The 19,148-nt window shown below is 58.9% G+C and carries 24 protein-coding genes; 14 read left to right on the forward strand and 10 right to left on the reverse strand.

Features of this window, described 5'->3' with window-relative positions; all coding sequences use genetic code 11:
* Positions 1-9: 9 nt before the first annotated feature.
* Positions 10-1,521 (reverse strand): reverse transcriptase domain-containing protein, encoded by a 1,512-nt coding sequence (locus AC1RM7_RS10540; RefSeq protein WP_492837858.1) that lies wholly within the window; start codon positions 1,519-1,521, stop codon positions 10-12.
* 240 nt (positions 1,522-1,761) lie between these two features.
* Here AC1RM7_RS10540 and AC1RM7_RS10545 point away from each other — a divergent pair, with 240 nt between their 5' ends.
* From AC1RM7_RS10545 to AC1RM7_RS10565, 5 genes are all read left to right on the forward strand, one after another.
* Positions 1,762-2,484 (forward strand): 3'-5' exonuclease, encoded by a 723-nt coding sequence (locus AC1RM7_RS10545; RefSeq protein WP_024919948.1) that lies wholly within the window; start codon positions 1,762-1,764, stop codon positions 2,482-2,484.
* Positions 2,485-3,498: 1,014 nt separating this feature from the next.
* Positions 3,499-4,215: a peptide-methionine (S)-S-oxide reductase MsrA gene (gene msrA, locus AC1RM7_RS10550; RefSeq protein ID WP_006022062.1), complete on the forward strand. Its 717-nt coding sequence runs from the start codon at positions 3,499-3,501 to the stop codon at positions 4,213-4,215.
* A gap of 130 nt (positions 4,216-4,345) precedes the next feature.
* Positions 4,346-4,765 carry a peptide-methionine (R)-S-oxide reductase MsrB gene (gene msrB / locus AC1RM7_RS10555; RefSeq protein ID WP_006022063.1) on the forward strand — a complete coding sequence of 140 codons (420 nt, stop codon included), beginning with the start codon at positions 4,346-4,348 and terminating at the stop codon, positions 4,763-4,765.
* A 157-nt stretch (positions 4,766-4,922) separates the two neighbouring features.
* Positions 4,923-5,315, forward strand: coding sequence for a hypothetical protein (locus AC1RM7_RS10560; RefSeq protein ID WP_006022064.1), 393 nt, complete (start codon positions 4,923-4,925; stop codon positions 5,313-5,315).
* A gap of 333 nt (positions 5,316-5,648) precedes the next feature.
* A complete protein-coding gene (locus AC1RM7_RS10565) occupies positions 5,649-5,942 on the forward strand; it encodes a hypothetical protein (protein ID WP_024919947.1) in 294 nt (97 codons plus the stop codon).
* A gap of 111 nt (positions 5,943-6,053) precedes the next feature.
* On the opposite strand, the gene AC1RM7_RS10570 is transcribed toward AC1RM7_RS10565, so the two are convergent.
* The 4 genes from AC1RM7_RS10570 to AC1RM7_RS10585 all read right to left on the reverse strand — a co-directional run bounded on the left by AC1RM7_RS10570 (position 6,054) and on the right by AC1RM7_RS10585 (position 8,338).
* The gene (locus AC1RM7_RS10570; RefSeq protein WP_081758676.1) at positions 6,054-6,587 is read right to left on the reverse strand and encodes a DUF4112 domain-containing protein; all 534 of its coding nucleotides are present in this window, start codon (positions 6,585-6,587) and stop codon (positions 6,054-6,056) included.
* A 155-nt stretch (positions 6,588-6,742) separates the two neighbouring features.
* Positions 6,743-6,946 carry a hypothetical protein gene (locus AC1RM7_RS10575; RefSeq protein ID WP_006022067.1) on the reverse strand — a complete coding sequence of 68 codons (204 nt, stop codon included), beginning with the start codon at positions 6,944-6,946 and terminating at the stop codon, positions 6,743-6,745.
* A 93-nt stretch (positions 6,947-7,039) separates the two neighbouring features.
* The gene (mddA, locus tag AC1RM7_RS10580; protein WP_024919945.1) at positions 7,040-7,819 is read right to left on the reverse strand and encodes a methanethiol S-methyltransferase; all 780 of its coding nucleotides are present in this window, start codon (positions 7,817-7,819) and stop codon (positions 7,040-7,042) included.
* 189 nt (positions 7,820-8,008) lie between these two features.
* Positions 8,009-8,338, reverse strand: a complete 330-nt coding sequence (locus AC1RM7_RS10585) for a hypothetical protein (protein WP_024919944.1) — start codon at positions 8,336-8,338, stop codon at positions 8,009-8,011.
* Positions 8,339-8,922: 584 nt separating this feature from the next.
* Between AC1RM7_RS10585 and AC1RM7_RS10590 the strand changes: the two genes are divergently transcribed.
* A complete protein-coding gene (locus AC1RM7_RS10590) occupies positions 8,923-10,356 on the forward strand; it encodes a DUF8370 family protein (RefSeq protein WP_492837854.1) in 1,434 nt (477 codons plus the stop codon).
* Between the two features lie 42 nt (positions 10,357-10,398).
* Entirely contained in the window at positions 10,399-10,908 is a 510-nt protein-coding gene (locus AC1RM7_RS10595; RefSeq protein WP_492837852.1) for a hypothetical protein, read from the forward strand.
* A gap of 35 nt (positions 10,909-10,943) precedes the next feature.
* Here AC1RM7_RS10595 and AC1RM7_RS10600 read toward each other — a convergent pair whose 3' ends face one another.
* Both AC1RM7_RS10600 and AC1RM7_RS10605 read right to left on the reverse strand, forming a co-directional pair.
* Positions 10,944-11,627, reverse strand: coding sequence for a hypothetical protein (locus tag AC1RM7_RS10600; RefSeq protein WP_492837850.1), 684 nt, complete (start codon positions 11,625-11,627; stop codon positions 10,944-10,946).
* A gap of 120 nt (positions 11,628-11,747) precedes the next feature.
* The gene (locus AC1RM7_RS10605; RefSeq protein ID WP_492837848.1) at positions 11,748-12,005 is read right to left on the reverse strand and encodes a hypothetical protein; all 258 of its coding nucleotides are present in this window, start codon (positions 12,003-12,005) and stop codon (positions 11,748-11,750) included.
* 339 nt (positions 12,006-12,344) lie between these two features.
* Between AC1RM7_RS10605 and AC1RM7_RS10610 the strand changes: the two genes are divergently transcribed.
* A complete protein-coding gene (locus AC1RM7_RS10610) occupies positions 12,345-12,656 on the forward strand; it encodes a hypothetical protein (protein WP_006022074.1) in 312 nt (103 codons plus the stop codon).
* A gap of 37 nt (positions 12,657-12,693) precedes the next feature.
* On the opposite strand, the gene AC1RM7_RS10615 is transcribed toward AC1RM7_RS10610, so the two are convergent.
* Positions 12,694-12,975 carry a DUF6894 family protein gene (locus AC1RM7_RS10615; RefSeq protein WP_492837846.1) on the reverse strand — a complete coding sequence of 94 codons (282 nt, stop codon included), beginning with the start codon at positions 12,973-12,975 and terminating at the stop codon, positions 12,694-12,696.
* Positions 12,976-13,163: 188 nt separating this feature from the next.
* Here AC1RM7_RS10615 and AC1RM7_RS10620 point away from each other — a divergent pair, with 188 nt between their 5' ends.
* Together AC1RM7_RS10620 and AC1RM7_RS10625 are read left to right on the forward strand one after the other, a co-directional pair.
* Positions 13,164-13,502, forward strand: a complete 339-nt coding sequence (locus AC1RM7_RS10620; protein ID WP_006022076.1) for a hypothetical protein — start codon at positions 13,164-13,166, stop codon at positions 13,500-13,502.
* Between the two features lie 200 nt (positions 13,503-13,702).
* Positions 13,703-13,921: a hypothetical protein gene (locus tag AC1RM7_RS10625; protein ID WP_006022077.1), complete on the forward strand. Its 219-nt coding sequence runs from the start codon at positions 13,703-13,705 to the stop codon at positions 13,919-13,921.
* A 347-nt stretch (positions 13,922-14,268) separates the two neighbouring features.
* On the opposite strand, the gene AC1RM7_RS10630 is transcribed toward AC1RM7_RS10625, so the two are convergent.
* Positions 14,269-15,483 (reverse strand): GGDEF domain-containing protein, encoded by a 1,215-nt coding sequence (locus AC1RM7_RS10630; protein WP_006022079.1) that lies wholly within the window; start codon positions 15,481-15,483, stop codon positions 14,269-14,271.
* Between the two features lie 902 nt (positions 15,484-16,385).
* Between AC1RM7_RS10630 and AC1RM7_RS10635 the strand changes: the two genes are divergently transcribed.
* The 4 genes from AC1RM7_RS10635 (at position 16,386) to AC1RM7_RS10650 (ending at position 18,254) form a co-directional block, all read left to right on the forward strand.
* Complete coding sequence (locus AC1RM7_RS10635; protein ID WP_006022080.1) at positions 16,386-16,655, forward strand: DUF2798 domain-containing protein; 270 nt, start codon at positions 16,386-16,388, stop codon at positions 16,653-16,655.
* A 141-nt stretch (positions 16,656-16,796) separates the two neighbouring features.
* Positions 16,797-17,141, forward strand: a complete 345-nt coding sequence (locus AC1RM7_RS10640) for an ArsR/SmtB family transcription factor (protein ID WP_006022081.1) — start codon at positions 16,797-16,799, stop codon at positions 17,139-17,141.
* Positions 17,138-17,611 carry an SRPBCC family protein gene (locus tag AC1RM7_RS10645; RefSeq protein WP_006022082.1) on the forward strand — a complete coding sequence of 158 codons (474 nt, stop codon included), beginning with the start codon at positions 17,138-17,140 and terminating at the stop codon, positions 17,609-17,611. Before AC1RM7_RS10640 ends, AC1RM7_RS10645 begins: the two co-directional genes overlap by 4 nt.
* A 187-nt stretch (positions 17,612-17,798) precedes the next feature.
* Positions 17,799-18,254 carry a DUF6647 family protein gene (locus tag AC1RM7_RS10650; RefSeq protein WP_006022083.1) on the forward strand — a complete coding sequence of 152 codons (456 nt, stop codon included), beginning with the start codon at positions 17,799-17,801 and terminating at the stop codon, positions 18,252-18,254.
* Between the two features lie 10 nt (positions 18,255-18,264).
* Here the strand turns inward: AC1RM7_RS10650 and AC1RM7_RS10655 are convergent, their stop codons facing one another.
* Entirely contained in the window at positions 18,265-19,071 is an 807-nt protein-coding gene (locus tag AC1RM7_RS10655; RefSeq protein WP_492838078.1) for a lytic murein transglycosylase, read from the reverse strand.
* Positions 19,072-19,148 lie beyond the last annotated feature (77 nt).

Here is a 19,148-nt window from a genome sequence, read left to right on the forward strand (position 1 = left end):
AAAATGCCTTCAATAATAGGAAATATATTTGGGTGGCTCGACACCATCTAGCCCATAGGCGAAATAATACTTGCGGGCTGCTGCCCATCCTCGAACGAAGCTAGGCATTCTAGGCTTTGGGTCAAACTTGGAAGTAGAGTATTTTGCTGAGTTATACCAAGAACCCAAGATTAGCTCGTTGGAACTAAAGGTTTTGCTTATCCCTAAAATTTTGTAACGCTTGTAAAGCGCCTGCTTAACGGTTGAAACGAACCAACCATCTAGCCGCGCCAAGGCATCAGGGTCGTCTAGTAAAGCGTAAAAGCCCATGAAGCCCTTCATGCTGGAGAGCTTTTTTCCGTTCCTAACAAATTGGAACAGCTGGCCTTCCGTCAGCCCTCCATATAAAATATTCCGCGTTTCTGAAATTAATCCCATCAAATCCCAGTCGTAACCCGGTCCGACACGCTTCGAAACTGAAGCGGGCGGGACCTTGTCGATGTAATGCAATAGATAGAGATTGATTAGGCGCGAAAGCGTTCGATGAAGTCGACGCTCAATGCTTGAGTGCATCATCAAGCCGTTAATGGAAAGACCGTATCCCAAAAATTTCAGATCGGGGATCGATTTGAATTCTTCATCACCGCCGTTTGAAAGAATGCGTATACCGGGAGATTTTCCCCCGTTAATTCTCAGCCCGCTATTGCGACAATGAGATGTAAAAACATCGTATGCCCTCGTCGCATCTTCGTACGAATACAAAACAACCACTGTATCATCAGCATAACGAGCGAATTGCCCATTGATCGCCTCAAGTTCGCAATCGAGCGGATGGTTTGCAAGATTCGATAACGTCAGAGAAATAGAAGAGCCTTGCGGAGTTCCTATTGTCCGTTTTTCATATGGACCGGAAGAATAATTGGTCTTATCTGCGCTGCTATGATTTAGGAATGAAAAGATAACCTTTCTTTCCGTCCCTGACAGGAGGATGAATTCGGGCCTATTGAGGAGTGACTTAATATACGAGTGCGGGATAGTGTCGAAATACTTCTCAAAGTCCAATTGTAGAACGAAGTTCCGCTGAGGACGAACTGCGGACTTGAGCTTCAAAAGTGCGTCGAACACAGTCCGATCCGGCCTGTATGCAAAAGAATTGCCTGATTGCTTTTCAATATTTCTCTTTGTCAGTCGCCTATTGAGCACAGCTGAAACTGCCGAGTCAGGTATGGTGAACTGCATGATATTGCGTTTGCTACCATCTGGTTTCGGCAATTCAAACTTCAGAGCTGGCTTTGGTTCATAGGTGCCAAGTTGGATTTTATGCCAAATGGTCTTAGCTATAAAATTAGCATTTCTTTTGCAGTAGACTGGATCAAAATGTTTGTGCGCAAACGCCACGGATGCCGGCTTAACGGTGGTAGCGTACCCGGTTCGCTTTGTATATTTTAGCGCATACTCTTCATTCTTCAGTTTCTTCTTTTTGGCGCGATTGATCGATCGTTCACACAGCTGTTTTATTTTTTGCTTTATGGCGTTCTGCATGGCGAGGGCGGCGGGTGGCCATTTTAAGTAAGGGGGTTCCGTTCTGCGGTTTCCCGCTCGACGTACGAACTATTAGCAGGACCAATAGCTCCTCACGATCACTGCCGCGACCGTTACTGCGAACCACCCGCCTAGGCTACTACGCCCTATAAACAGCCTGCTCTATGCTCAATTGTAGTTCAATGTGTTTGCCGCCTTCTCCACAGCAATAAGAGGCTCGTCGAAAGCTTAGGACAAATCATGCAATACGCGATGGTGTGGGACATAGAAACAATCCCCGATTTTGAACTCATGGCAGAGGTTCAAAAGATCTCCGTCGCAAAAGCCCGCGAAGCGGCGAGGATGGAGTTTCCCAAACTTCCTTTTCATCGAATTGTTTGCATCGGCGCGGTGGTTTGCTCCCGCCTGGATTCAGGCGCATGGAAGATAGACTCGATTGGGGCGCCGAGCATTGAAGACCGCCCCGAAGGTGAACTCGTAAGATCCTTTATCGAAAGAATTGAGGAATTGAGACCTCAACTAGTTACCTTTAACGGCAGCACTTTTGATCTTCCTGTTCTGCGCTATAGAGCGATGGCAAATCGAATTGGCTCCCGCGTATTTCAGACAAAGCCCTATTTCAATCGTTACACAGAAGATGCAATTGATTTGTGCGATGTGCTTTCTTCCTTCGATGGAAGAATGAAAGTAAGCCTCGACCTGACATGCAAAATTATGGGGTTGTCGGGGAAAGGTAGCGGAATATCCGGTGCTGACGTTGAGCGATTTGTTGCAAACGGCAAAATTCGAGACGTAGCAGAATATTGCGAAAGTGACGTTGTGAACACTTATAGGGTCTGGCTGCGCTATGAACTCTTTCGAGGAGCCTTGTCAAAGCAGGAATTTGACTTGAGTGAAGAACAACTCAAACAACATGTTGTTGATCGAGTAGCTACCAAACCTCATTTGGCGCGCCTTTTGTGAGCAACCAAGTTCAGGTCTTGACAAGAATCTTTTTAGGCTTATATTCCTATTGCTTCATTCGTGAGGGGCGCTTCTAGAGGCGATCCTGAGTGGAATGAAGCGCGGCGCCCGCGCGCGTGGTTCGCAGCCACACGTCCGGGAGGCTGGGGTCACCGTCCGGGCCAACTACGTGGCTCTGCCGTTCGCCGGCTGGACGCGGCGAGGACGAAGGCGGCGAAAGCCGTCCGGATCAGGGGTCGAGTAACCTCCCCCATCCTCACCCGGAAGTACGGTCCCCTCGCCCAAAGACGCCGCAGCGGATGTTTGCCGCAGCTCTTGCTGCGCGAGAATCCGCGCGTTGCGTATTGCGCAGGCGCAGGCCTCGCTCACGCGCAACGTTGGTGGAGCGCCGCAAGGCGATGCGCTCTTTTGTTCGCGGCCTTCGCAAGCGGCGAACGATCGGGCGACGACAACCATGTTGCGCCTGGCGGCGCTCCATCTCCCCTCATTCTACCGAGGGGCAAACTCAAAGCTCACCTCGCGCAGATGTTGCGCGAGAACGATTGGCGTGGGCGCAGGAATTTTTGAGGTGGCTATTTGAAAATCGAATCGGAAGCACGTCATTGGTCGCTGAGCGCACCCGCATATCCAATGTCATAGCCGGGCCCGATTGCCGAGGCACAGTGCCCAATCCATCGAGATCACCGGGACAAGCCCGGTGATGACAAACTGTGAATGGCGCGAGATGTCGCATCACACTCAGTTGTCGTCCCCGAGACAGAACAGGAAGCGCACACGCCGGGAACGGGTTAGACAAAACGCGTACCGATGCGTTGGTGCCGCAGCCAGAAACCGGCAAAAGAGGCTGCGTCCATCGTCCCCGTTGCGGCCGGTTGTCACCCGGCGCATGCAGGGGGCAACGCGCAGGCCTGCGGACGGTTCACGTTTTTGTGTGGAATTTTGCCGTAACGACGGGGTCTTATCCGCGTATCTACCGCACAGGCGCAAAACGCCGCCAGTTCTCATGAGGTCACCATGGATCGCATCCAGTTCCGCCGCACCGCCCTCGCCCTCACCGCCGCCGGCGTGCTGGCGCTCGGCTGGTTCACCGTGCCCTCGCGCGCCGCCGAGGAAGCCTTCATCATTCCCCCGCCGAGCGCCGACATCGCGCCCGCCGAAGGCCTGAAGACGTTCGTGCTCGCGGGCGGCTGCTTCTGGGGCGTGCAGGGCGTGTACCAGCACACCAGGGGCGTCACCAACGCGGTATCGGGCTATGCAGGCGGCAAGGCCTCGACCGCGAACTACGAGGCGACCACGCGCGGCAACACCGGCCACGCCGAGGCCGTGCAGATCACCTACAATCCGAAAGAGGTGTCGCTCGGCAAGCTGCTGCAGATCTATTTCTCGGTGGTGCACGATCCGACCCAGCTCAACCGCCAGGGCCCGGACACCGGCACGCAGTATCGCTCCACCGTGTTCACCTCGGACCCGGCCGAGCGCAAGCTGGTGCAGGATTACATCGCGCAGCTCAACGGCGCGAAGGTCTACAAGAAACCGATCGCGACCACACTCGAGCCGCTGCAGGGCTTCTATCCGGCGGAAGATTATCATCAGGACTACCTGACGCTGCACCCCAACCAGCCCTATATTGTGTTCAACGATTTGCCGAAGATCGAAAACCTGAAAAAGATCTTCGCCGAGAACTATCGCGAGAAGCCGGCGCTGGTGCGCGAGGCCAAGGCGACGAACTAAACGCGACGAACCAAAGCCGCGGCACGCCATCGTTCGGGCGAGCGGCATTTGAGAATCAAGACCAAAGCGGCGGACCGGACCGGTTCGCCGCTTTGATGTGAGACCCACACCAACGAAAGGAGCTAGCGAAGTGACCGACATCAAGACGACAACCGGCTCCGGCACCGTGCAGAAGTCCGAGAGCGAGTGGCGCAAGGAGCTGACGCCGATGCAGTACGCCGTGCTGCGCGAGAAGGCGACGGAGCGCCCGTTCACCGGCGAATACGACCATTCGTTCGATCCGGGCACGTATGTGTGCGCCGGTTGCGGACAGCCGCTGTTCGAGTCCGATGACAAGTTCGATTCCGGCTGCGGCTGGCCGGCGTTCTCCGCGCCCGCCGCCGAGAGCAGCATCGCGGAAGAGCGCGATGTCTCGCACGGCATGGTCCGCACCGAAGTACTGTGCGCGAAGTGCGACGGCCATCTCGGCCACGTCTTCCCCGACGGACCGGGACCGACGGGATTGCGGTACTGCATCAACTCCGCGGCATTGAAACTCGAGCCCAAGTAAACCTCGCGTCAACGCGCCCCTTCCTCAGAGAAAAAATAGATCCGCGCGGCTTGTCTCAGGCCGCGCGGCTCCTATCTCTGCGGTCCGTTCGCGTTGCGAACGGTAAAAACGCCAACAAGAAACGCGTCCAAAGAACTTCTGTATTCAAGGAATGCCCATGTCCACCAGATCGCGCCAGACCGTGCTGGCCCTCGGCCTTGCAGGCCTTCTCGTCGACGCTGTCGCGTCCCATCCCGCCTTCGCCATTAACAAGGTCACGCTGTTCAAGGTCGTCTCGCCCCAGAACGAAATCGTGATCGGCCTCACCAAGGCAGAACTCGCGCAGATGAAGGGCAGGACGCCCGAGGTCGTTGAAACAGCGCTGCGCGGCGCGGGCACGCTTCAGGTCTGGCAATATGGCGTCCGCCGCGGCGTCAGCGGCGTGCCGGAGCACGCGCCGGTTCGCAAGATCGAGATTTCCGCCGACCCCGCCACCCACATCGAGCACTACACCTCGTCGCTCAAGGTTGTGTCGATCACCGATGAAATCATGACGGAAGCGATCCAGTAGCGCCGTCTGCCGGCCCCTCATGATCCGGCTTTTGCGGGTGAAAATCCGGCAAAAGCGCGCTCTGCAAAATGTTCAAGCCGCCATGCGAACCCGCGGCCGCTGCGGCGCGGATTTCATCGTCCTGTAATTCATTGAAATTCAAGAGATTATTCGGTCCCGCCCGCGGGCCCGCCATGCCATTCATCATAGGCCGCATGACGGGTCGCAATTGGCGAAAAAAGGCCTATATTAAAGTTTCTTCTGGAATGAATGACTCTAGGCCGCGTGGCTCTCCCGAGGGACCCGCCTCCGGCCATCCGTTTCCATCGAATCCCAATCGAGAAGGCCGAGATCATGGCTGCGTTCAATTACAACACCGAAGCCGAACTCTTTCCTGCGGCGATCCGCAAGAAAAAGCGCGCCGGCTTTGCTTACCGCCGGTTTCCGACCGCAGCCGAGGCCGTGCAGTTCGCGATCGAACAGCTTCCCGCAGACAGCCTGAACGGGGCGTACCTCCAGGTGGACGAGGCCCGCTTCGACCAGAGCGGCATCCGCACGCTGTACGAGAGCGAATTGTTTCCGCTCGAGCGCAACCGGCCGGAGCCGGTGGCAGCGCCTGAGGACGAGAAGCAGACCGCGACGGGCTGATCCCGCGCCGCCGCTTTAACGCTCCATCGTTACAACGTGACGACATCGGCGCATTCAGGCTTACCTTTGCGCGCATGATCCGATCCGAAAACCGGTTCCCGCTTTTCGGGGTCATGCGCCTCTCGGCTGCCTGTCCATCCAGCGCTTGAGGATCCGCATGTTGCGCATATTGGCGCGGAACATGACGTCGAACGCGTCGCCGGCGAACGGCACCAGGCCCACCACCCCGTCCAGCGCGACATTGCCGAGCATCCGCGCCACCACATGCTTCGGCGCGCCGAGCGCCCTCGCCTCGCGCACGATCCACAATGAGATCGCGGTGGTGAGAAGATCGCCGACCACCGGAACCAGACCGATCAGGCCGTCGATGCCGTAGCGGATGTTGGTGCCCGGCAGCACGAAGGCGACATCGAGCAGCTTCGACAATGCATCGATCCGCGCGAAACGCTGCTCGCGCGTGAGCGGGCCGAACGAGATGCCGCCGAGCGCGCCGCTCAGATTCTGAAAATCGACGCCGGGGCCGAACGGCCCCGCTGCGCCGAAGCCGCCGGGATGAACTTCGTTGCCATCCTGATCGATGATGGGCGGACGCGTCCGGGGGCCACTGCGGCGGGAGGCCGTGCGGTCGAAGATGTCGTCGGTCATTCTGGCGCTCGTCATTGTTGGTGGCACCCCGTTTAGCACAGGCCTGCGCGGCGTTCGCACAGGCAGCAGCCCTACATAGGAACGCGCGATTGCGGCGCAAGTTGCGTCAAGATAGCGCGGCCTGAAAGGAACTGTGCGCCGGAGCGCGCCACCAACTATGAATCGCCGGGCGCGCGGGGGCTTTTCGCCTGAACGGACGGGCCGGGCCGCCGACGATCGCCGCTGCCGGCGCGGCCGTTCGCGGCGCGATAGATTTCAAGGCTTAAATGGGCCTGAGCGCGCCGCCGTTGCGCGTCCTGTCCGGCGCGCAGGGTGTTGGCCAGTCCCTGCGGCAGGGCGTCGGGATCTTTGGATGACATTGTATCCTCCGGATGGTGTTTGCGCAGGCATCAGAAGCGGATCGTACGGCACGTCACGCGACGGTATTGCGACCTCCTCGTAAACAAGGGTCATTATCTGATGCCGGGAATCAGCATCGCCACGCGCGCGCGATAGCGGCGGTATTCGTCGCCGAACAGGGCGACCAGATCGCGCTCTTCGAGATAGATGCCGACGAAGATGTAGGCCGTGGTGACGGCTGCGAACAGCAGATGTCCCGCAGTCATGGTCGGCGTCGACCAGAACGCAATGATGAAGCCGAGATAGATTGGATGCCGGATCAGGCGGTAGAGTCCCGGCGTCTTGAACTTCATCGGCGCGACCACGCGTCCGGCGAAGTGGCTGACCACCTGCGTCAGGCCGAACAGCTCGAAATGGCTGATCAGGAACGAGCTGTAGAGAACGATCAGCCAGCCGAGCATCATGCCGCCGATGGCGAGGTTGGCCAGCAGCGGGGTCTCGATGTCCCAGACGATGGCCGGGATCGGCCGCCACTGCCAGAACAGCAGCGCCAGCGCGAGGCTCGCCAGCAACACATAGGTGCTGCGCTCGATCACCGGCGAGGCGAACCGCGCGAACAGCCGCTTGAAGCCCTGCCGCGCCATGCCGCTGTGCTGAACGGCGAACAGCGTGAGTAATGCGAGATTGATGCAGACGGCAGTCAGCGCAGAAGTCTCGGCGCCGGTGTCGATCGTCTTCGGCACCATGAGGCCCGAGACGAAACCGATGGCATAGAGAAACGTGCCGAAGAAAATCATGTAGGACAGGCCGCCGTAACACAGCGCCAGTGTCCTTCCGACGAAATTGGCAAATGTCGAGTGTGAGCCCTGCTCCCGTTCGATGGCCGTCGACATGGTGTTGCTCCTCCTGAAAATGTCCGGTCCTGAAATCGGCCCCTGTCTCGCTCAGCCCGCACCTCGCATTTACCCATGGCCGCAAGTGAGCGTGTGTGAGGTAGCTCACAGTTCCCGGCCCGGCCTTCATCACTGCGCCGTGAGCGTTTTGTGCGCGTGGTGCGGGCCGCGCGCATCGTGCCGCCGCCTTCACCAGACACCGATCCGCTCCAGCCGCTGCAAAACGATCTCCCGCATCCGGGCGTTGACGCGCGCAAGCTCCTCCCGCGGCGCGGTGCGGCTTGGCTCCTTGAGCTGGCACACCATGTCGGGTCCCTGGCAGCGCCGCGCGCGGCGGCAACGCTTCACGGGACAGTCGAGCCAGTTCTCGCAAGCATCCGACAGCTTGCGCATCATGTTTTCGATGCCTGCGTCGGACAGAAGATAGGCGCGCGTCTCGTCGGAGAATTCGGGAAACGCCTCCTGCGCATCGCCGCCCTCCTTCGTCTCTTTCGCCGTCTGTGGTCTCGTCTTTTGCATGTGGATCCCTTTCCTGTGAGCAGATGTCCTTGCGGGCACGCGGGAGCGTTTTCCCGCGCAAAAACGCGGATGTCCGATCAGCGATGTCGTCAGACCGTGCACCTCTCCTGGAAAGAGAGGGAGGAGGAGCGCCGAAAGACGCGCCTTCAATTCAAGTACGCGGCCGGCATCGTGTCGCCACGAGAGGCTGACCGCGAAACGCCTTTCGACGCTCCGCCGCGGCGATTTCTGTCCTCGGGACCGCACTTCCGGGTGAGGATGGGGGAGAAACTCGACCCCTGATCCGGCCGGCTTTCGCCGCCTTCGTCCTCACCGCGTCCAGCCGGCGAACGGCAGAGCCCCATAGTGAGCCCGGACGGTGACCCGAGGCCTCCCGGGAGCGGAGAAGGACGTCCCTTCTCGCGCGCGCAGGCGCCACATCCCGCCCCGCGCTATCAAGCGTCCCTGGCAACGCCCCTCAAGTGAGGCGGGATGGATAGGAATATAATCCATATAGGAAATTTGTCAAGACAGATTTGCCGCCTCGACCTGAATCTGTAGGCTACTGCGCACTTAAAAATTTACTGCTTTGAACAAGGTCATCCATGCCCAGAATTTCGGACCATTTCAAATTAGATAAGACGCAAGCAGAACTCGACTTCGTCAATATCAACACCAACAAAGACACTCGCCTATACGTCGACCCCTACGCAATCGAGATTCGCGATGATGAATTGTCCGACGAACTCAAGTTTCATATTACGACATTCTTTGAAGATGTCCTGAAATCGCTGCGGAAAGGGGATGCGACAAGAGCACAGTATCTAACGGAAAACCTCCATGAACCACGTGAAACGTTCTTAGGAGTTTCAAAGGGAAAACCCAGGGGAAGAGGCGTCGGAAGAGAACAGGCCGACAAAATGCTCTCGAAATTGACTTCGAGCCGAGCATACAAAACGGGCCTTCTCACCGACTTAGCAGAGACTGGCCTCTTCATAAAAAATATGCATCGCGACAAGATCTCCGACTTAACAACCAATTTAATTCGCGGACCCCTCATTCGATACACACAAGAACAATGCAATCTTTTGGAAATTCCTTTGACGAATGACGTTGCCGTAGCACCCTGCTGGAATCCAGACCATAGACGTTGGGACTCTGGATATCACAACCTGCCACTTATCAAAGGAAAGCCAATAATTTTTGTACCAAAAGTTATCGTTCGACGAGCGCTCTCACTTGAAGGACCTGAATTTTACAATCATCACATGCTAACTTTCTTACAAGCCGAACACTTAGCAGCCGGCACAGGACTTGTGAAAATTCTTAAAAACGGAACGCGTGTAGTCCCCAAAAAGTCTTTGAAGAAAGTTCATCCTTATTCCAAAGATAGCATTGCCGACTTCATCTACGACAACAAGCACGTCTTAGACCTGTACAAAAACGCAAAGGGCACCAAGGGGTCTCTTTCGAATACAGACTTTGACGAGGAATATAGACCTGAGGATTTTTGTGACTACCTCGCGAGAGAGCTTGCAAAAATCCCATCTGGGAAGAACGACGCAGATAAGTATCACAAGTTCATGACTGGCGTTCTGACATTCCTGTTCAGTCCGCACTTAATCTCTCCAAAGGTAGAGCAACCGCTCCACGACGGACGCAAACGAATAGATATCGTATATACTAATTGGTCTACCGATGGCTTTTTCTCCGCGATTAAAACTGCCGAGCAAACCAGAGCTAGATTCGTGATTGTGGAATGCAAGAATTATTCTGAGGACATTAAGAACCCAGAATTTGACCAACTCACCGGACGATTTGGCCATAGCCGAGGACGATTTGGAATCATTTGCTGTAGAAAGAACTCAAATAAAGCCACGATCTTGTCGAGAAGCAAAGATGCCGCACTGGATGGACGAGGCGTCGTTATTGTTCTCGATGACACCGACATTCTAAAATTACTTACGGCTATCAAAACCGGCAATCGACGGGGCGTCTCCGTTTACTTGGATCAGAGGTACAAAGAAATAGCATTCTAATTTGACGCCTACGTTTATTCATTCCGATTGGAAAAGAAAATCATGACAATCGACGTAAATGTAATCCTACAGAATGATGGCGGCCCCTTTTCCTCGACCGAAGTAATCGCTGCTCTATCGCATATCGAGCGATTGTCTCGCGACGCCGCCGTCTATGCGATAGGGCGCATAGCTTCAGATTTAGAACTCCCACCCACGATACAAGATGCGGCTTTCTGGAGAATTTACACTGAGCCTAATGGACTATTCTGGATAGATTCTATTGAGCTCGGCTCGATTGATATAAAGGGAAAGATAATGACTGCCGCGATCACAGCCATACTGACTGCTACAGTCGGCGCAAGCATTAACGAAGGCTGGAAACAAACCAAAAGCCATCAACACATCGTTGCAGCGCTCCCAAAAATTGAGAATTACATCATTGAATCGTTTCAAAGCCTGATGGATCGCGAGAGACCTTCAACTGACCGCAACATAACGATAGATAGAGTTGCTGTGATTCGTGACGAGCGGGCTCAGAGGATCAAGATTTCGATTCGTATCCGAAGATAGTGCTAGCAACATGTGCAAGACATCCTCCACATCCCTCACATCGCCACCTTGATCTCCATCCCATCTCCGACCCCGCTCGCTGCGCCTTCGACAGCATCCGGCTTCTGCCAGTCGCCTTCGTAGGAATAGACCTTCGGGCGCGCGGGCGCTTTCAGCTTGAACACATAGGTCGGGCCGTCGCCGATGGTCACCGCCAGCGTGCGGTTGTCCGTCGCGCGATAGATCTCGACGCTGGACGTGGCCTGCATGCGGCCGTTCGTGAGCGTCCAGTCCGGCACATCGTAGGGCGACGACCTGCGCGTTTCCTTGTCGCTGCGCAGCTCCATCACGATCGTCTTGTCCTTGCCGGGTGCGGCGACGCCCGGCGGCAGGCGGATTTGCACGCTGAGCGACATCGCGCTCTGATTGCTGGTGTCGATATAGTCGCTGGTGCGGATCGTCTCGAAGATGACGCCGCCCGCGATCAGCGCCGCGATGCCGCCGAGCGTGATGAGAAAGAAGCGTTTGCGCTTCGCGATGTCCTCGCCGTAGCGCTTCGACATCCGATAGCCGAAGACCCCGCCGCCGATCAGCCCGAGCGGCGCGCCGACAATGGCGCCGAAGATGGCCGACGAGCCTTCCATATGGCGGACGCCGAACAGCGGGCCGAGTTCGGCGAGGATCACCGATCCGGCGACCATGCCGATGATGCTCCACAGAGCGACGATCAGAAACGTCATGCGTCATCCGCCCCCGGACTTTCAAACCGGAGCAGACTACACCACGCGCGGGACTTTCCGCCACGCGGCGATCCTCGCGTCAGATGGCGATATGCGGAATTCGTGCGGATAACTGGCGCGTCACGCCACGCGTTTCGGCTTTTCCAGCCCCGGCAGCGGCTTGGCTTCTTCCGGCTCGGCCTGATCCGGGTCGGCGTGATCCGGGTCAGCCTGGCGGATGCTGTAGCCCTGCTCGAGCACGCGCTCGGGCTTTCCGGTCTCGTCCTCAATCATCGCATCGACCACGAGTCCGGCATCGTCGGCATAGTGCCAGACATCGTTCTGCGTCGGCAGTGCGCGGCTGACCTGAACGTCATCCACAAACAGCGCATAGGACATGGGTTGCTCCTTCGACGCGCCGTCCTGAGAACCGGGTCCACAACGGCCGTCACGTCACAGGACAATCAACGCGGAAGCCGCGCGCAGGGTTCCTGCATCCGAAGTGCGTCTGTTCAGTTCAGCACCATCGCGAACATGAACAGGATCGCCAGCCCGGCGAAGGCATAGCGAAGCGGACGGTCTTCCGCGATCTTCTCGATCAATTTCATGTTTCAGGCCCCGTCGGAAAAAAAGACAAAACCGAGGCAGCGAAATTGTTCCCGCACTCGTGACACGATTTGAGCAACCATCCGGCTATGGTCGCGTTATCGTTCCTGTCGAAGACAAGGAGTCGGTATCATGAGGAAAGCAGTATTGATCGCGGCTGCGGTCGCCACGCTCGGCGTTACGCTGGCGGCTGCGCCCGCCGAGGCTCGCTACTATCATCGCGGCGGCTGGGGCTGGGGTCCGGGCATTGGCCTCGGCCTCGCTGCCGGCGTACTTGCGGCCGGGGCCTATGGCGCCTACGGACCGTATGGCTACGGACCGGGATACTATGACTATTACGGTCCGCGTTATGTCTACGGGCCGGGGCCATATGCGTATTATGGACCGCGCTACTATTACGGCGGGCCGCGCTACTACCGGTCCCGCTACTATCGTTATTACTGACGCAAAAGCCCGGAGCGAACCTCCGGGCTTTTCGCTGTCAGGCGCGCCCGGACAGTTTGGCGCGATAGACCTCCGCGCCCTCCTCGTCGTTCACGACGATGGCATAACCTTTTTGCGCCAGCGACGGCCGCTCGCGCAGCAGCTTGCCCGCCATCTCTTCGGCGACCTCGCTGGCCTGCACCGCGTCGTCCAGATCCTGGTTGCCCTTGTCGGCAACGCTCTTGCCATCCGCCAGATTGAAATGAAATCGCATCAGACTGTCTCGCTGCTGTGAGTTGTCCGCCTTGGCGCCGAACGAAAAAGCCCCGCCATCGGCCAACGCCTTTGACGGGGCTCTTCGTGCCTGCATCCCTTTCGAGGTGCCTGCACTTGCTGGGATAAACGCGCGGGCGCGAGTCCGTTCCGTTCCCGTTCATTTTATTTGCGGCAACGTGCCTTCCGCCGCACGGCCCGGGAACTATCTCAAGGCTGGCCGGTTGGTCACGCGGTCAGATAAGGATTGAGATCATGAAAAAGATTGCAGTTGCACTGGCGGCGGTCGCGACCGTTGCCGTGATGTCGGCTCCCGCTGCCGAAGCCCGCGGCGGACGTAACGCTGCCGCGATCGGATTCGGCCTTGCCGCCGGCGCGCTTGTTGCCGGCGCCGCAGCCGCCAATTCCGGTTACTACGGCGGTGGTTATGGCTACTACGGCGGCGGACCGGCCTATTACGACTCGTATGCTTACGGCGGTCCGGTTTATGTCGAGCCGGTCTACGGCCCGGCTTACTATCGCCAGCGCGCCTATCAGCGAAACAACAGCAACAATCCGAATCCGGTGGATATGAATCCCTACAATCCCTGGTAACGGCGCGTTGCGTTGAGACGAAAAGCCCGGAGCATGCTCCGGGCTTTTTGTTGTGCGGGTTTGGCTCATACGCCGCCCGCCGTTATGCGCACGACGCATTAAGTGTGTTGGACGCAAGCATTGGACCCGCGAATTGTTCTCTTGACTGCGCGAGAACAAAAAGAGAACATGCGCGCCACTCATCAATACGGAACATCGCTATGTTGGATCGCCTCGCCTCCGGCCCGCCGCCGGAATCCGAGCGGCTGGATGCTGCCGCCGATCAAGCCATCGCAGCCTGCGGCGGCGATATGCGCTCGACGATCCGCGCGCTGATCCTGGCCAACGAGTTTCTGGAGTACGAGCTCTGCGAGATGTTCAAGGCGGTGACCAACGGACCCGGGAAGTTTTCCGGCGACCGCGCCGACTGGTTCGATTGACGGCGCCGGTAAACGAGCGCCGGACCCTCCGGCCCGGCGCGATCAATGCTGCCCGCTTGTCTCAACAGTCATGCGCAAGCATGCGCAGGCATGCGCTACTTCTTGCCGCCCTTGCTCTGCTGATAGCTCGAGCCGCCGCCCTTCGGCGTGTTCTTGTCCGCCTTCGGCTTTTTCTTTTCCTTGTTGCCCTTGTCCTTGCCTTTGGCCATCGCATCCTCCTGTTGCCGTCCGCCGCAAAGTGGCGATCCACGTCGCGGGCGACGCGATCAGCCTAGCAGGTTGTTGATGAGGTGCACCGGAAAAGATGCCGCGGGAGCATCAACGATGCTTGAGAGGCCGGGAGCGGATCAGGCCGACTTGCGCAGCGCAGGCTCGGCCTCGAGCGGCGTCGCGTCGAACACCGCGTAGCCGTTCTTGCCGTCCTTCTTGGCAGTGTAGAGCGCCCGGTCGGCCGCGGCCAAGAGACGCTCGGCCTGCAATCCGATCTCGGGCCGCCACTGCGCGACGCCGATCGACGCCGACAGCGCCAGCGGCGCGCCGTTCCACTGCACCGTCTCGCCCTGGCAGGCTTCCAGCACATGGCGGGCGACCATCGCCCCCTCGCGCAGCGTGGTTGCAGGCAGCACCACGCAGAATTCGTCGCCGCCCATCCGGGCCAGCAGATCGCCGGTGCGCAGCCGGCTGCATGCCGCGCGGGTGAACAGCCGCAGGCATTCGTCGCCGGCGGCATGGCCATGGCCGTCGTTGATATCCTTGAAGCCGTCGAGATCGATCATCAGCAGCGCGAACACCTCGCCGCTGCGGCCGGAGCGCACGCATTCCTCGTCGAGCCGCGCCAGCAACTGGCGGCGGTTCGCCGCGCCGGTGAGATCGTCGAACAGCGCGAGATCCGCGACCTCGGCGCGCAGCCGGTCGATGGTCATCAGCAGGAAGCCGAAATTCCACATCATCGACAGGAACACCAGCCCGAGGATGAGCATCGCCTGAAACTGGTTGAAATCGATCAGCGACACCGGGCCGCCGACATGCAGCAGCGCCGCGATGGAGCGCACGACATACACCCCGAACATCAGGATCGCGATATAGCCCGACATCCGCGCACCGGGATAAGCGGTGCCGTTCTTGCGGGAAAACAGCAGCGGCAGCGTCATCATGATCGGCACGGCCTGGCTTGCCGAGTAGATCAGGATGCGCATCACCATGTTGTCCTGCCAGACGAAGTACGCCAGGCCGAAGAAATTGAACGCGACGATCGCAAACGTGAAGCGCCACGACACCGGCACGCCGTAGAAGCGCCGGATGCCCATCGAGGCGAGGCAGACCGCCAGAACCAGAATGGAGCCGCCGATCAGCAGCGGAATCAGCAGAAGCAGCCTGGATTCCGGATCGATAAAACCGCGCGTCATCGCCACCGCGGCGCCGAGTGCGGCGACCAGCGCGCCCGCGGTCCAGAACCGCGCGGCATCGTGATTGGGATAGCTGCGGACGACGTAGACCCACACCGTCCCGATCGCGACGAAGTTGACGACGAAAACGATCCAGAGGGTCGGGACACTCAGCATGAACGGGTCCAGGGTGCGCGGTGACCCGCGTCTTGTGCCCTGTCCCTCTGATCGATCACTGCCCGATGCATGAACCCGCTCCTCAATCCCGCAAATGCAGGATCCGCCTCCCCCGAAGCCGGATGCATCCTTGCAGGGGCGGCCTTAACGGAGTCTGACCTGTGCCGGATAAACCGCGCCGTGGTTGTGAATTGATGAACAATGCGGCCGCGCGCCCAAAATGAAAGCCAATCCCGCACGCGCGCAGCCGTTTGCGAAAGCAAAACGAAAGACTTTTGCTTGCTGTTAACCCTGCGCATGCGGCCGTCATCCACAGGAAAAAAGCGGGCGCGATGTCACCAAGTCGGCACAATGCTGAAAAACAGGCGACAAATTTCAGCGAATCGGTTCGGATTGGAATCGAGGCTGCGCACTGGCCTATCGCCGAGCATGCCTCGTGACGTTGACGTCAACTCGAACCCATGAGGATGCCATGGCGAAGAAAGCCAAGAAGGCGAAGAAGGCAGCGAAGAAGACAGTTAAGAAGGCCAAGAAGGCCAAGAAGAAGTAGTTTTATTTATTTGAAGTGGCTCGGGCGGAGTCGCTTCGCCCGAGCTTCTGATGTCCGGGCGGCTCGCAAATCATCCGTCCCACTGAAGCCGCGCCATCAGCGCCCGGCACCTCTCCCTCTCTTCCAGATCTCTCTCTTTCCAGAGATCCCCCGCTTCTCCGGCGGCGCTTGAATCCCCCACCCGATCCCGATAAGACAGCCCCGCGCTCATCGCGCCGTAAGCGTCTCACGTCAGGCAACGCATTCAACTGAGGCCGACCGGTCCGGAGGAATGCCATGACCCGCAGGACGCCTGCATCACCGTCATCGCCCGACTTTCGCGATCGGCCGGCTGTTTCCAAAGAGTGATCTGATGACAACGCTTTCCCAACCGCCAACGCGCGGCAAATTGCCCGCGCGCTATGCATCGATTGTCATGCCGCTGGTGCTGTCGGTGCTGATGACCTTCGTGGTCTCGGCGATTTCGACGCTGAAAAGCCTCGGTCCGACGCCCGCCTTCCTCGACACATGGCCCGCCGCCTGGGCGATCTCGTGGGTGGTCGCGTTCCCGACCCTGCTCGTGGTGCTGCCGCTGGTGCGGCGGATCGTGGCACTGGTGGTGGCACCGCCGCCATCGAACTAACCTGCCAATAAAAGGCGGCCCTCGCGCCGCCTTTTCCGTCATTCAAACCGTTTCCGCAAACGAGGCCGCCATGCCGGCCGCGGTCATGCGCCGCAACACTTAGGCATTGACCTAACTTTCGACATCGCTATAGTTAGCCACATGACTAACCAACAGAACCGCCTCAACGATACGTTTCACGCGCTCGCCGATCCGACCCGGCGTGCGGTGCTGGCAAAGCTGACATCCGGCCCCGCCACTGTCAGCGATCTCGCGCAGCCGTTCAGCATGGCGCTGCCGACATTCCTCCAGCATCTCAAGGTGCTGGAGGAATGCGGCCTGGTCCGGTCGAAAAAGGTCGGACGGGTACGGACCTGCCAGCTCAAACCAAGGCCGCTCGAAGAGGCGCAGGACTGGCTCGGCGCGCAGCGCACGCTCTGGACCAGACGGCTCGACCAGCTCGACGACTACCTGAGACACCTCAACGCCACGGAGAACCGAAAGTGACTGCGTACAAAATCGACCCGAAACTCGATCTCGTCCTCGAACGGGTGATCGACGTGCCGCCCGAACTGGTCTGGAAGGTCTGGACCGAGCCGAAGCATTTGATGCCATGGTTCACCCCCAAGCCCTGGCAAACCGTGGACTGCGAAATCGACCTGCGGCCGGGCGGCATCTTCCGCACCGTGATGCGTTCGCCCGAAGGCAAGGACATGGACAACGCCGGCTGCTATCTCGAGGTCGTCCAGAACCGCAAGCTGGTGTTCACCGATGCCCTGTTGCCCGGCTATCGCCCGCGCGACGGCGGATTCTTCACCGCCTTCGTGACCATGGAGCCGGTGAAGGGCGGCACGAAATACACCGCCATCGCCATGCACAAGGATGAAGCCGGCCGCAAGACCCACGAGGACATGGGCTTCCACAGCGGCTGGAACACCGCGCTCGATCAGCTTGTCGCTTACGCCAAGACGATTTGAACACCGCGCAGGAACGCCGCGCGTCAAGAAAGGGCAGCATGCGTGCTGCCTTTTCCCTTTCCTGCTCTTGCATCCGGGACTGCAAGTCCCTCGTAAGGATGACGTGCGCGCGTGAACCGCGTCACATTCAAGAACCGAAACAGGACGTAGTCTCCACCCGTCGCCACACCTGACAGGAGCGCCGGATATGACAGCCCTGTTGACCGCAATCGCGCTTTGGCTTTCAGCCAACTTCAGCCTGCCTGCATTGAGCGAGCCGCCGAAAGTCGAACTCGTCTCCCAGGCGAAAATCATGGCCATCCGCTACCAGGCTTTCAGCGTGGAGCGGCGCCGTGACATCAATGCCATGCCGCCTGTGTCAGACCCGCGCGACACCGTCGCCATCTACGACGACAGCAGCCGCACCATCTATCTTCCCCTGTCATGGACCGGCGGCACGGCGGCCGACCTGTCGGTGCTGGTGCACGAGATGGTGCATCACCTTCAGAACATCGGCGGCATCAAGTACGAATGCCCGGCGGCGCGGGAGCAGCTTGCCTACCGCGCGCAGGACAAATGGCTCGGCCTGTTCGGGCAGGATCTCGAGCATACGTTCGATATCGACCAGTTCACGCTGAAGGTCAGCACATCCTGCGGGTTCTAGACAGCAGCGGTCACCGCCCAGCGAGGCGGTCGGCGAAATAGGCGATGGTCTTGCGATAGATCGTCGCCCTGTTCCACTCGCGCATCGCCTCGAAATTCGCGGAGCCTTCGTGATAATCGGCGCCGCCGCGGAAGCCCGCGGTCTTGAGCAGGTTCGCCGTTGAAGCCAGCACGTCCGGAACGCTGTGACGCAGATCGACATGGCCATTGCCGTCGAAGTCGACGCCGTACTTGATGTAGGACGACGGCAGGAACTGAGTCTGGCCGAGTTCGCCGGCATAGGCGCCGATCAGATCGCGCAGCGGCAGATCGCCGCGCTGGACGATCTTCAGCGCCGCCAGAAGTTCGCCCTGAAACAGCTCGGTGCGGCGGCAGTCATGCGCCAAGGTGGTCAATGTGCGGATCACCGGCATCTTGCCGATGTCGCCCTTGCCGAAATCGGATTCCAGCCCCCAGATCGCGACCACGATTTCCGGCGGCACGCCGAACCGCTGCTCGATGCGCGACAGCAGCGCGGCATGACGCTGCAGCATCGCCTTGCCGGTGTTGATGCGCCCCGGTCCCACACGGGTCGAGACATATTGCTCGAAGGTCTTGTTGAAGGTGCCGCGCTGGCGGCGATCGAACGACAGCACCGCCGGGTCCTGCGTCACGCCCGCGAACGCCTGGGAGATGACGCTCTGCGAAATCCCCGCCGCCGCGGCCTCCTGCGACATCGCGGAGACGAAGGTCTGAAAATCGCCGCCACAGCGGGCGGCATTTGCGGGGGCTGCGAGGGAGAGTGCGGCGGCAATCACGGCGAGGCGAAGTCTGAGCATCATGAACTCCGTTTCAATATGAGCGCGAGTCTACACATCAAGGCCGGGCTTGTCCCGGCCCTCCATGCCTTAACTTT

Source organism: Afipia sp. GW822-FHT03D08, from assembly GCF_058801645.1.

Excerpts from the sequence above, each read along its gene's own strand:
- AC1RM7_RS10650 (WP_006022083.1), top strand. The coding sequence starts at position 17,799 with ATGACAGCCCTGTTGACCGCAATCGCGCTTTGGCTTTCAGCCAACTTC.
- AC1RM7_RS10620 (WP_006022076.1), top strand. The coding sequence starts at position 13,164 with ATGAAAAAGATTGCAGTTGCACTGGCGGCGGTCGCGACCGTTGCCGTG.
- AC1RM7_RS10605 (WP_492837848.1), bottom strand. The coding sequence starts at position 12,005 with ATGTCCTATGCGCTGTTTGTGGATGACGTTCAGGTCAGCCGCGCACTG.
- AC1RM7_RS10630 (WP_006022079.1), bottom strand. The coding sequence starts at position 15,483 with ATGCTGAGTGTCCCGACCCTCTGGATCGTTTTCGTCGTCAACTTCGTC.
- AC1RM7_RS10655 (WP_492838078.1), bottom strand. The coding sequence starts at position 19,071 with ATGCTCAGACTTCGCCTCGCCGTGATTGCCGCCGCACTCTCCCTCGCA.
- AC1RM7_RS10595 (WP_492837852.1), top strand. The coding sequence starts at position 10,399 with ATGACAATCGACGTAAATGTAATCCTACAGAATGATGGCGGCCCCTTT.
- AC1RM7_RS10545 (WP_024919948.1), top strand. The coding sequence starts at position 1,762 with ATGCAATACGCGATGGTGTGGGACATAGAAACAATCCCCGATTTTGAA.
- AC1RM7_RS10540 (WP_492837858.1), bottom strand. The coding sequence starts at position 1,521 with ATGCAGAACGCCATAAAGCAAAAAATAAAACAGCTGTGTGAACGATCG.
- mddA (WP_024919945.1), bottom strand. The coding sequence starts at position 7,819 with ATGTCGACGGCCATCGAACGGGAGCAGGGCTCACACTCGACATTTGCC.
- AC1RM7_RS10640 (WP_006022081.1), top strand. The coding sequence starts at position 16,797 with ATGACTAACCAACAGAACCGCCTCAACGATACGTTTCACGCGCTCGCC.
- AC1RM7_RS10585 (WP_024919944.1), bottom strand. The coding sequence starts at position 8,338 with ATGCAAAAGACGAGACCACAGACGGCGAAAGAGACGAAGGAGGGCGGC.
- AC1RM7_RS10590 (WP_492837854.1), top strand. The coding sequence starts at position 8,923 with ATGCCCAGAATTTCGGACCATTTCAAATTAGATAAGACGCAAGCAGAA.
- AC1RM7_RS10625 (WP_006022077.1), top strand. The coding sequence starts at position 13,703 with ATGTTGGATCGCCTCGCCTCCGGCCCGCCGCCGGAATCCGAGCGGCTG.
- AC1RM7_RS10565 (WP_024919947.1), top strand. The coding sequence starts at position 5,649 with ATGGCTGCGTTCAATTACAACACCGAAGCCGAACTCTTTCCTGCGGCG.
- msrA (WP_006022062.1), top strand. The coding sequence starts at position 3,499 with ATGGATCGCATCCAGTTCCGCCGCACCGCCCTCGCCCTCACCGCCGCC.
- AC1RM7_RS10575 (WP_006022067.1), bottom strand. The coding sequence starts at position 6,946 with ATGTCATCCAAAGATCCCGACGCCCTGCCGCAGGGACTGGCCAACACC.
- AC1RM7_RS10610 (WP_006022074.1), top strand. The coding sequence starts at position 12,345 with ATGAGGAAAGCAGTATTGATCGCGGCTGCGGTCGCCACGCTCGGCGTT.
- AC1RM7_RS10635 (WP_006022080.1), top strand. The coding sequence starts at position 16,386 with ATGACAACGCTTTCCCAACCGCCAACGCGCGGCAAATTGCCCGCGCGC.
- AC1RM7_RS10560 (WP_006022064.1), top strand. The coding sequence starts at position 4,923 with ATGTCCACCAGATCGCGCCAGACCGTGCTGGCCCTCGGCCTTGCAGGC.
- AC1RM7_RS10570 (WP_081758676.1), bottom strand. The coding sequence starts at position 6,587 with ATGACCGACGACATCTTCGACCGCACGGCCTCCCGCCGCAGTGGCCCC.
- AC1RM7_RS10600 (WP_492837850.1), bottom strand. The coding sequence starts at position 11,627 with ATGACGTTTCTGATCGTCGCTCTGTGGAGCATCATCGGCATGGTCGCC.